Consider the following 10,527-nt stretch of genomic DNA (forward strand, 5'->3'; position numbering starts at 1 on the left):
GATTTGAGCCTGGTCCTCATCCTGAGCTTGTCGAAGGACGAGGACCACGCACGAGCGTGCAATGTCGATATGCCCGTAAGGGTTCGCGACAGCGCGCCGCGCCCATTCGCCACATGACAGCACGGCTTTAGACTGATAATCGTTCGCAAGTTTTTCCGGTGCGATCATGTCCGACGCTCTCAGTCTTGCTCCCAAATTCGCCGACGTGCTGGTGGCCCCCCCAGCCGGTCGGGGCGCCGAAAGCCCGTTGAGCCTGGCCCGCAAGGGCCAGCGCGGGGTCATCGTCCGCGTGAGCGGCCAGACGGGCCGGTCGGAGTCCATCGATCCCGAGGAGCTGGAGCGCCGTCTGCTGGAGATGGGCTTCGTCGAGGGCGCGCTGTTCGAGGTGCTGCACGAGGGCCTGTTCGGCCGCGATCCGATCGCCGTGCGCATCGACGACATGCGCGTAGCCCTGCGCCGCCGCGAGGCCGCCGCCGTCACCGTCCAGTTCGAAGAGGCCTGAAGTCTTGACCGACGCCGCCCTGCGACCCGCGCGTCTGGCGCTGGTCGGCAATCCCAATTCCGGCAAGACCGCCCTGTTCAACGCCCTGACCGGCAGCCGCCAGAAGGTCGCCAACTACGCCGGCGTCACCGTCGAGCGGAAGGAGGGCGTGCTGACCCTGCCCGGCGGCCGCGGCGCCCACCTGCTGGACCTGCCCGGCACCTACAGCTTGCGGGCCCGCAGCCCCGACGAGATCGTCACCCGCGACGCCGTGCTGGGCCGCCTGGCCGGCGAGACCGCGCCGGACGTCCTGATCTGCGTGGCCGACGCCACCAACCTGCGGCTGGTGCTGCGCCTGGTGCTGGAGCTCAAGCAGGTCGGCCGGCCGTTCGTGCTGGCCCTCAACATGTTCGACATCGCCCAGCGCCAGGGGCTGCGCATCGACCTGGAGCGGCTGTCGGCCGAGATCGGCGCGCCGATCGTCACCACCGTGGCCACCCGCAAGCGCGGCCTGGAGGAGCTGGTCGCCAAGGCCAGCGCCCTGGCCGCCAGCCACGCGGGCGAGCACGAGAACGTCTGGCGCGAGCCGAACGCCGCCGAGATCCGCGCCGCCCACCGCGAGGCCCAGCGGATCGTCAAGGAATGCGTCCGCCCGCCCGAACGTCCCGACACCGTGACCGGCAAGGTCGACGCGGTGCTGCTGAACCCGGTCGGCGGCCTGCTGATCCTGGGCCTGCTTTTGTTCGTGATGTTCCAGGCGGTGTTCACCTGGGCCGAGCCGTTGATGGGCCTGATCGAGGCCGGCTTCGCGGGCCTGAGCACCGGCGCGGCCGCCGTGCTGCCCGACGGCCTGTTCCAGAGCCTGATCACCGACGGCCTGATCGCCGGGGTGGGCAGCGTGCTGGTCTTCCTGCCGCAGATCGTGATCCTGTTCTTCTTCATCCTGGTGCTGGAAGACACCGGCTACATGACCCGCGCGGCCTTCCTGATGGACAAGATCATGGGCGGGGCGGGCCTGCACGGGCGCGCGTTCATCCCGCTGCTGTCCAGCTTCGCCTGCGCCATCCCGGGGATCATGTCGACGCGGGTGATCGACAACAAGCACGACCGGCTGACCACCATCCTGGTGGCCCCGCTGATGACCTGCTCGGCGCGGATCCCGGTCTACACCCTGATCATCGCCGCCTTCATTCCCCACACCAAGGTCTGGGGCGTGTTCAGCCTGCCGGGCCTGGTGATGTTCGGCCTCTACGCCAGCGGCATCGTCAGCGCCCTGGTGGTGTCGTTCGTGATCCGCAAGATCTTTTGGCGCGGCACGGTCGAGCCGTTCATGATGGAGCTGCCGACCTATCGCTGGCCCGAGCCGCGCAACGTGCTGCTGAACCTGTGGACCCGGGCCCGGATCTTCATCGAGCGCGCCGGCCGCATCATCCTGCCGCTGATGATCCTGGTCTGGGTGCTGTCGACCTTCCCCTATCCGCCGGAAGGCGCGACGGGGCCGGCCATCGACTACAGCTTCGCCGGGCGGATCGGGCACTTCATCGCCCCCGTTATGCAGCCCATTGGCTTCAACTGGCAGATGACCGTGGCCTTGATCCCCGGCTTCGCGGCGCGCGAGGTGGCGGTGGCCGCCCTGGGCACCGTCTACGCCGTGGGCGGCGACGACGAGGCCGGCACCAACCTGGGCGCCCTGCTGTCGCACCAGTGGTCGCTGGCCACGGCCCTGTCGTTCCTGGCCTGGTACGTATTCGCCCCGCAATGCGCGGCGACCCTGGGCGTGGTCAAGCGCGAGACCAACGGCTGGACCTGGCCGACGGTGATGTTCCTCTACATGACCGGCCTGGCCTATCTGGCCTCGTTCGTCACCTACCACACGGCCGTGGCGATGGGGGCGGGCTAAGCCAAACCGTACTGGCGGAGAAGGTCCTCGAACGGCGCGCGGCTCTGGTTCATCTTGCGCAGATCAGAGGGGACGCCCGCCAGGACCTCGCGAGCGCTGCGGACCTTGTCGTAGCCCGCCTGGCCGGGGGTCAGCAGCCTGTAGTCGCCACTCGCCGGATCGAAAGCCAGCTTTCCGTCCACGCCTTGCGCCCGGCTGAGGGACTCTTCCCGGGCGGCGAGATCACCCAGGGCTGAGATCTGGTCGCGGATATAGCCGATCTCCTCTCCCCGGCTCTGCGGAATGCGCGGGAAATAGCCGAGGCCGGACACGCTCTGGGGCTCGTCCTCTGGGGCGACGTGAGTCACCGTCGCAGTGGCCAGGGTCGCGCCCGCACCGTTGGTCAAGCCCGCTTCGTCCGAGGTCTTCAGAGCGCGATAGTGTGAGAAATCTGCCGTCCCCGGAGGCAAGATTTGCAGTGAGACGACACTGGCCAGGGTGTCCGGCGCCAACTGGTCCGAGATCGATCTGGACCGCAAGCTGGAGCGCGCGGCCTCGGGCTGAGCCTCGGCGACCGCTGGGGACGGGCTCTGCGCGGCGGCGGCGGCGGCATCAGGGCCGCCGACCTCAAGGATGTCCCGGCTCCCGCGAGGGGCGGCATGGCGATGGATTGCGGCGAGCGAATTAAGCATGGCGTCCTCCTGAGAGGCCGCTCAAGCAACCGGCGTGCCAAATGGCCACGCTTGTCGGACCGGGCCGCCCGCCGCCCTAGCGCGTCGGGACCGGGTGCTCGCCGCGGTAGTCGTAGAAGCCGCGGCCGGCCTTCTTGCCCAGCCAGCCGGCCTCGACATATTTCACCAGCAGCGGGCAGGGGCGGTACTTGCTGTCGGCCAGGCCCTCGTGCAGCACGTTCATGATGCTCAGCACGGTGTCCAGGCCGATGAAGTCGCCCAGCTCCAGCGGGCCCATCGGATGATTGGCGCCCAGCTTCATGGCGGTGTCGATGGCGTCGACCGTGCCGACCCCTTCGTACAGGGTGTAGATCGCCTCGTTGATCATCGGCACCAGCACGCGGTTGACGATGAAGGCGGGGAAGTCCTCGGCGTTGCTGGTGATCTTGCCCAGCGACTTGGCGAAGGCCACGGCGCGCTCGTAGGTCGGCACGTCGGTGGCGATGCCGCGGATGATCTCGACCAGCTTCATCAGCGGGACGGGGTTCATGAAGTGCAGGCCGATGAACCGTTCGGGGCGATCGGTCGTCGAGGCCAGGCGGGTGATCGAGATCGACGAGGTGTTGGAGGCCAGCAGGGTGTCGGCGCCCAGGTGGGGCTGCAGGTTCCGGAAGATCGACTTCTTCAGCTCTTCGTTCTCGGTCGCCGCCTCGATGGCCAGGTCGGTGGCGCCGATCAGGGCCAGGTCCTCGGCGGCGGTGATCCGCGCCAGGGCCGCGCTCATGGCCGCCTCGTCGATGATCCCGCGATGCACCTGGCGGGTCATGTTCTTTTCGATCAGGGCCAGACCCGCGTCGATGCGCTCGCGCGAGATGTCATGCAGGCGCACGTCATAGCCGCCAAGGGCGACGACATGAGCGATCCCCGACCCCATCTGGCCCGCGCCGATCACGCCGACCGTCTTGATATCCGTCATTCAGACTAGCCTTATTCGAGGCGCGGCAAGGCGTTACGCGCCCGGCCCGAGTTTCATGCGCGCTTTTCTAGCACGAGCAACCCCGTGGTCGCCAAGGCTTTGCTGCGACGCAGCGGAAAGCCGGAGCGTGGGTTGGTGGTTTACCGCTTCGAGCTCCACATCAGGTTGTCATTCCGGACGAGCGCGGCGCGAGGATCCGGGATCGACACCCGAGCGCCATGTTTCCGGTGCGCCCGGCCTTCGCCGGGCTTGTCCGGGATGACAGGGGTTGAAAGGAGCGAATAAGCTCGGTCCATGACCACTCCGTATGTCTCCCGCCGTCACGCTCTGGCGCTCGTCTCTTCGGCCGCCCTGGCCTCTCCCGCGCTCGCCCAGTCGCCCGCCGAGGACTGGAAGGCGCTCGCCGCCGACGTCCGCTCCGAATTCCAGTGGGCCTGGCGCGGCTATGTCGCCAAGGCCTGGGGCAAGGACGAGATCAATCCGGTCAGCGGCACGTCGCGCTCGTTCTTCATCGAGGGCCACGACCTGGGCCTGTCGCTGGTCGAGGCGCTGGACACCCTGTGGATCATGGGGCTGGACGCGGAGTTTCAGGCCGGGGTCGACTGGGTCAAGACCAGCCTGAACTTCGACGTCGATGGAAACGCCCAGGTCTTCGAGACCAACATCCGCCTGGTCGGCGGCCTCTTGTCAGCCCATCTGGCCAGCGGCGATCCGGTGCTGCTGGCCAAGGCCAAGGACCTGGCCGACCGCCTGGCCAAGGCCTTCGAGGCCTCGCCCCACGGCCTGCCCTGGCGTTATGTGAACCTGCGCACCGGGGCGGTCAGCGACCCGGAGACCAACCTGGCCGAGATCGGCACCTACATCACCGAGTTCGGCGTGCTCTCCCAACTGTCCGGCGAGCGGAAGTATTTCGACATGGCCAAGCGGGCCATGCGCCACGCCCTGGACCGCCGCTCGAAGATCGGCCTGATGGCCGCCAACATCCACGCCACGACGGGCGAGTTCACCAGCCGCAACGCCAGCATCGATATCTATGCCGACAGTTTCTACGAGTACCTGTGGGACGCCTGGGAGTTGTTCGGCGACGAAGACTGCAAGCGCTGGGCGCTCGAATGCGTCGACGCCCAGCTGGCCCATCAGGCCAAGCGCTACGATGGCCGTCTGTGGTTCCCGATGGTCGACTTCGAGACCGGGGCGGTGACCGCCACGGCCCAGAGCGAGCTGGCGGCCTACTATGCCGGCCTGCTGGGCCAGGTCGGCCGCAAGGCCCAGGGCGACGACTATCTGGCCTCGTTCACCTATCTTCAGCAGACGTACGGCGTGATCCCGGAATCGATCGACGTCACCACCGCCCAGCCGCGCCGCAAGCAAACCGGCCTGCGCCCCGAATATCCCGACGCCTGCCTGAACCTGTGGCTGGGTGACCGCGACGAGCGCTATCGGAAACTGACCGCCATCCACTATCGCGAAATGAAGGCCACCAGCCGCGCCGCTTTCGGCTACACCGCCCTGAAGGACATCACCACCCGGCCGATGATCCAGGGCGACAACTGCCCCGGCTACTGGTGGTCCGAGCAGATGAAATACTACTACCTGCTGTTCTCCGACACGCCGCGCATCGACTACGCGCAGTTGCAGCTGAGCACCGAGGCGAACGTGCTGCGGGGGTTCCGGAGGGTCTAAGGGGCTCTGGCTAAAAGCGGGCTTCCACTTTCGACCCATTGCGGAGCTTGGGACGCGCTCGCTGCCGATACCGCCTATTCGGTTGCAACGACTCGGCGCAGCATTCCCAAATGGCAATGATAATGAGTCGGCTTTAGGCCGTGAGTGGCGGCGCTCCGCCTCCGCTACCGCCAGGCGCGGCCTTCGAGCCGCTAGTCGGCGCGTGGGATTGGCTCACGCTTGCAGGTGTCGCGTTTGTGACGGCCGAGCTCCTCCGGCGTGGTCTTCGCAGGTATCCCGAGGTCGGCACGCGTTGGGGTGCATTCCGTCGAATTGGAATACGGCTCGCATACCTGGTCAACGTCTTTGCCGTTCTCTACTGGGGTGGAACTGCCGTGATCGCCGGGGCGGCGTCCCTTATCGAAATCGCACGAACGGTACCGCGATGGGCAATCGCCTTGATTGGGTTCGCAACTGCGGTCGGCCTCTTCCGGCTTCGGGGACGGCGACCATTCATCTACGGGCTTTTGGAAGTGATGATTGGGGCGGGTGCCATGATTGCTCTCGGCCCTGTCAGCGCTAATCTCGCGCCGTGGGTTCTCCAGTTTTCAGCCGCGATCTACGTCATGATCCGAGGCTTTATAAATCTGCAACCTGCAGCGCCAACCTGGCTCCGGGCATGGATGTCAGATTGGTCTTTACCGCCCGGCGCTGACCGTCGATAGGAGCGGTTCTTTCACGCCAGAGCCTCTCAGCCGAGCGGATCGGCCGGTCACTTTGCTACGACCGCTTCCCGACCCCGAACCGACCTTCACCCGTCCGCTTTCCGGCGTGGTGGCGGAGGTCCGTCTCAGGCGCGGTCCTAATTCCCGTTCCCGACCCTCAGCGGACCTCTTAGAAATGCTCCGCGCTAGAGCAACTAACTGAAGAACATTGCTATTGATCTCTTCAGCTCTCTCTTAGTTAGCTAACATTTGCGCTTATCTCTATCACCATTTCGGGTCTTCGGCGTGCCCCATAGCAACCGACCAGTCCATTTTTGACACCGCAACGGGATCAAAATCGTTCTCAACCAACACCTTGAGCAACCCGGCGTGACGGCTTGAAATCATTTTCCAAGTGTTCTCGTATTTAAGTCGCACGGTCTCGTGCAGACTCCCGTCATGCTGATGATTCCATATGTTCCGCAGGTACACGAAGAACGGAGCGACGAATTCGTCAATCCCCGTGGATTCTACTAGAATGGAATGAATAGGATATTCTTTATAATCAAAACTCACTTCGTCTAGGGCCCGCATAATATGGACAAACGAGCAATCATCGTCGTATTGATTCACGCGGAAAATGTCGGAGTATTCAATCAACTTATTGTCCATATAGAGACCCGTCGATTTTATTTCCTTTTCCTTGTTGTGACATTCCACAAGTGCCTGACCGTAGAAGGCTTGAAAGTGCTTCTTCGTCTCGTGAACGAAATTTCCAATAGTCAGGTAAGCGCGGAAATGTCGGTCGATCTTGATGAAGTGGTGGAACAGGTCTTGGGCAAATTCGCATAGCCACATGACGGCTTGCGATTTGTGAGCGAGCCACAACCCGTCGCCGTAGACGAGGATAGTATCAGAGAAAACAATCGTCTTGAAATCGCGATCGGTGTGGACATTCAACTTGTCGATGCGCGAGAAAATATCGGCCATCGCGTCATCGTCAGTGACAAGTTCGCTGAACCCTAGAATGTCGATGTAGAGAAACAGCCGCTCGCTCACATTCGCTTCCTAAATGCCTTCGTATTGACAGGTAGACCGCCCAAGCCAACGTAGAGATGACAACGGCCGCCCACCACCCCAAGCCGACCTTCAGAACGTCCGTTTCCCGGCGCGAGCCACCGGCGGGGCCGGTCCCACCGCGTCGACCCAGCCTACCCCTCCAGGAACGCCGCCAGGGCCGCGATCGTCTCGGCCCCCGGCGTTTCGATCGCGGGGACATGGCCGCCTTCGCTGGACAGGAAGGCCAGGCCCTCGGCTTGGGCGAAGGCTTGGCTGGGAGCGTGGTAGGGGTCTTGCGCCCCGTCCCACAGCAGCACCGGAAAGCCGCCGCCCAGCACCGCCTCGCGCGCGCCGTCCAACTGGCCCAGGGTTTCGAAGCAGGCGCGCATGGCCGGTTCGATGTCGGGCGTCACCCAGGCGACCAGGGCCGGGGCGGTGGCGCGGGCGAAGGCCATGAAGAGGTCGAAGGTCAACGGCCCCTGCGGGGTCTTGGGCACGCCGTTCACCAGGTCCCAGCCGCCGACCACCAGGGACGAGACCTTGTGCGGATAGTGCTTGGCCAGGCCCACGGCCATCCAGGCGCCCATCGAATAGCCGAACACCGCCGCGCGATCTTCGCCCAGGTCGTCGATCACCGCCGCCAGGTCGCCGGCCCGCTGGTCCTGGTCATAGAGCCGCGCCTCGGCCGGCTTGTCGCTGAGGCCATGGCCCAGGGAGTCGACACAGACCACCCGGTGGCGGTCCTTGAGCGCGTCGACGATCCCGTTGGCCGTCCAGCTGGCCGCGTCCATGAACAGCCCGTGCTGCAGCACGACCAGCGGACCCGAGCCTTCGACGGTGTAGTGGATCCGCTGACCGCGATGGGTGATGAACGGCATGGGTAGACTCCCTGGGCGCTGAAGCTCGACCGCTATCGCAGGATCCACGAGCGGACCACCGCAAATCGCCGTCAGGCCGCCGCCCGCTCCCGAGACCTGGGAGCGGCCAGGTCGACACCGGCCAGATAGGCCTCCAGCCGCGCGTGGTCCGTGGCCGCGATCACCGCCGCCACATAGCCATCCGGACGCACCAGAACCATCTCGCCGTCGGCCAGGCCGTAGGTCGCGCCCAGGGCGTCGTCGGGGTCCTGGAATTCGCTGTCCGGGCCGACCGCGTGGATGCGCAGCCCGGCGCGTGGCGCCGGCAGAGACGCGGGATCGGCCGCGCGAGCCAGCAGGGTCCAGTGCGGGCCGGCCATCAGGTCGAAGAGGCGCGTGGCTTGCCCGCCCGCGCCGCGCAGCAGGCCGTCCGGGGCGCGGTCGCCGGGCTTCAAGTCGTTCTCCGGACGCACCGCGTTGAGCGAGAGCGACGAGAGCCGGTAGCCCAGGTCCAACTGGTGCACCTCGCGGCCGCGCTTCATCTCGCCTTGCTTGGCCTTTTCCAGCAGGCCGGCGGACAGGCCCAGCATGCCTGCGGCGATCGGGCGGCGCTCTTCCTCGTAGGTGTCGAGCAGGCCGTCAGGCGCGCCGGCCAGCACCGCCGCCAGTTTCCAGCCCAGATTGTAGGCGTCCTGGACGCTGGTGTTCAGGCCCTGGCCGCCGGTCGGCGGATGGATGTGCGCGGCGTCGCCGATCAGCAGCACGCGGCCGGTGCGATAACGGTCGGCCAGGCGGGCGTTCATCCCGTAGGCCGAGGCCCAGGCGACGCTCCGCACGGTCAGGCCGCCGGCCGGCCAGCGGTCGTCGACCAACGCCTGCAGGCCGGCCGCGGACAGGTCGATCTCGCCCTCGAGAGGGATCGGCGCCTGCAGCTGGAACAGGCCGGTGTGGGGCAAGGGGCAGAAGCCGATCTGCCGGTCCATGTCGCCTTCGCCGGTCCGATGCCAAGCGTCGCGCGACAGGCCGTCCAGGTCGATGTCGGCGACGACGGCGCGCACGCCCAGGGCCTTGCCGGGAAAGCCGATGTCCAGCGCATGACGCACAAACGAGCGGCCGCCGTCGCCGCCGACCAGCCAGCGGCAGCGGAGCGTCTCGACCCCGTCCGGTCCGGCGACCGTGGCGGTGACGCCCTCGGCGTCCTGGTCGAAGCGCGTCAGTTCGCCGCCGTACTCCGGCGCGTGACCCAGCTCGGCCAGCCGCTCGCGCAGCACCGCCTCGGTGCGGAACTGCGGGACCATCAGGGGCGTGCGGTAAGGTTCCTCGGCCGTCGGCGGGGCGACGGCGATCTCCTGGCTGTCGACCGTCGTTCCGTCGGCGCGGTGCAGGCGCTGCGGCGGGTAAGACCCGCCGACGGCCGCCAGGCGATCGATGACGCCCAGGTCCTCGAACACCTCCAGGGTGCGCGGCTGGATCCCCTTGCCGCGCGAGCCGGCGAACGGGGCCGGCAGCTTGTCGATCAGCCGAAGCGACACGCCGCGCCGCGCCAGGTCGATCGCCAGGGTGAGGCCGGCGGCGCCGGCGCCGCAGATCAGGACCTCGACCGTCGCTTGCTTGTTCATGTCCGCCTCGATATGTGTGTATCCAGCACACATATCGAGGCGACGGGTCGCGTGTCAACAAATAATGTGCATAATACACATATCTTGCGATTGATGCCCGAGCTGCATCGGTCGCTGATCGACATCGCCAGCACGCTGAACCGGCCCGAAAACGACGCCGCCCTGCTGCAGAAGGCGGGCCTGGCGCTGGAGCGCGCGCTATTCCCGCTGTTGGTGCTGGTCGAGCGGCTGGGTCCGATCGGGGTCGTCGACCTGGCCGGACGGGTCGGGCGCGACCACACCACGGTCAGCCGCCAGGTCGCGAGGCTGGAGGAACTGGGCCTGGTCGAGCGCCGGGCCGGCAAGGTCGACCGCCGGGTTCGCGAAGCGGTGATCACGCCCAAGGGCAAGATCGCCACCGACGCCCTCGACGCGGCGCGTGGCCGCATGGCGCTGGAGTTGTTCGAGGGCTGGAGCCAGGCCGATTTCGACGACCTGGTCCGACTGATGCGCAAGTTCGCCGACGGGATGGGGACGGTGACGGAGGGGAACGGGCTTTGACAGTTCGCGCTTGAAGCTGCTCGACCAGTTCCGCTCCACCCTTTCAGCCCGTCATTCCCGCCCTTGTGGCGGGAACCCC

Annotated in this window: 9 protein-coding genes; 4 read left to right on the forward strand and 5 right to left on the reverse strand. The window is 66.4% G+C overall.

The annotated features are described in order from the left end of the window. The first annotated feature begins 166 nt into the window (after positions 1-166). Together WAL33_RS11960 and feoB are read left to right on the forward strand one after the other, a co-directional pair. A complete protein-coding gene (locus WAL33_RS11960) occupies positions 167-502 on the forward strand; it encodes a FeoA family protein (RefSeq protein ID WP_422181691.1) in 336 nt (111 codons plus the stop codon). 4 nt (positions 503-506) lie between these two features. Beyond that, positions 507-2,381, forward strand: a complete 1,875-nt coding sequence (gene feoB / locus WAL33_RS11965) for a ferrous iron transport protein B (protein WP_422181693.1) — start codon at positions 507-509, stop codon at positions 2,379-2,381. On the opposite strand, the gene WAL33_RS11970 is transcribed toward feoB, so the two are convergent. Further along, positions 2,378-3,052 (reverse strand): hypothetical protein, encoded by a 675-nt coding sequence (locus WAL33_RS11970; RefSeq protein WP_422181695.1) that lies wholly within the window; start codon positions 3,050-3,052, stop codon positions 2,378-2,380. The genes feoB and WAL33_RS11970 overlap by 4 nt on opposite strands. A gap of 76 nt (positions 3,053-3,128) precedes the next feature. Beyond that, positions 3,129-4,007, reverse strand: a complete 879-nt coding sequence (locus WAL33_RS11975; protein WP_422181697.1) for a 3-hydroxybutyryl-CoA dehydrogenase — start codon at positions 4,005-4,007, stop codon at positions 3,129-3,131. Positions 4,008-4,301: 294 nt separating this feature from the next. On the opposite strand from WAL33_RS11975, the gene WAL33_RS11980 reads away from it, so the two are divergent. After that, positions 4,302-5,690, forward strand: a complete 1,389-nt coding sequence (locus WAL33_RS11980; protein ID WP_422181699.1) for a glycoside hydrolase family 47 protein — start codon at positions 4,302-4,304, stop codon at positions 5,688-5,690. Between the two features lie 968 nt (positions 5,691-6,658). On the opposite strand, the gene WAL33_RS11985 is transcribed toward WAL33_RS11980, so the two are convergent. The 3 genes from WAL33_RS11985 to WAL33_RS11995 form a co-directional block, all read right to left on the reverse strand. Beyond that, positions 6,659-7,432, reverse strand: coding sequence for a hypothetical protein (locus WAL33_RS11985; protein WP_422181701.1), 774 nt, complete (start codon positions 7,430-7,432; stop codon positions 6,659-6,661). A gap of 152 nt (positions 7,433-7,584) precedes the next feature. Continuing rightward, the gene (locus WAL33_RS11990) at positions 7,585-8,310 is read right to left on the reverse strand and encodes an alpha/beta fold hydrolase (RefSeq protein ID WP_422181703.1); all 726 of its coding nucleotides are present in this window, start codon (positions 8,308-8,310) and stop codon (positions 7,585-7,587) included. Between the two features lie 71 nt (positions 8,311-8,381). Further along, positions 8,382-9,908, reverse strand: coding sequence for an FAD-dependent oxidoreductase (locus WAL33_RS11995; RefSeq protein WP_422181705.1), 1,527 nt, complete (start codon positions 9,906-9,908; stop codon positions 8,382-8,384). 93 nt (positions 9,909-10,001) lie between these two features. Here WAL33_RS11995 and WAL33_RS12000 point away from each other — a divergent pair, with 93 nt between their 5' ends. Continuing rightward, on the forward strand, positions 10,002-10,448 hold the full coding sequence (locus tag WAL33_RS12000) for a MarR family winged helix-turn-helix transcriptional regulator (protein ID WP_422181707.1): 447 nt from the start codon (positions 10,002-10,004) through the stop codon (positions 10,446-10,448). Positions 10,449-10,527: the final 79 nt, after the last annotated feature.

The sequence above is a fragment of the Caulobacter sp. genome, assembly GCF_049283275.1.
In the GTDB taxonomy this organism is placed as follows: Bacteria; Pseudomonadota; Alphaproteobacteria; order Caulobacterales; family Caulobacteraceae; genus Caulobacter.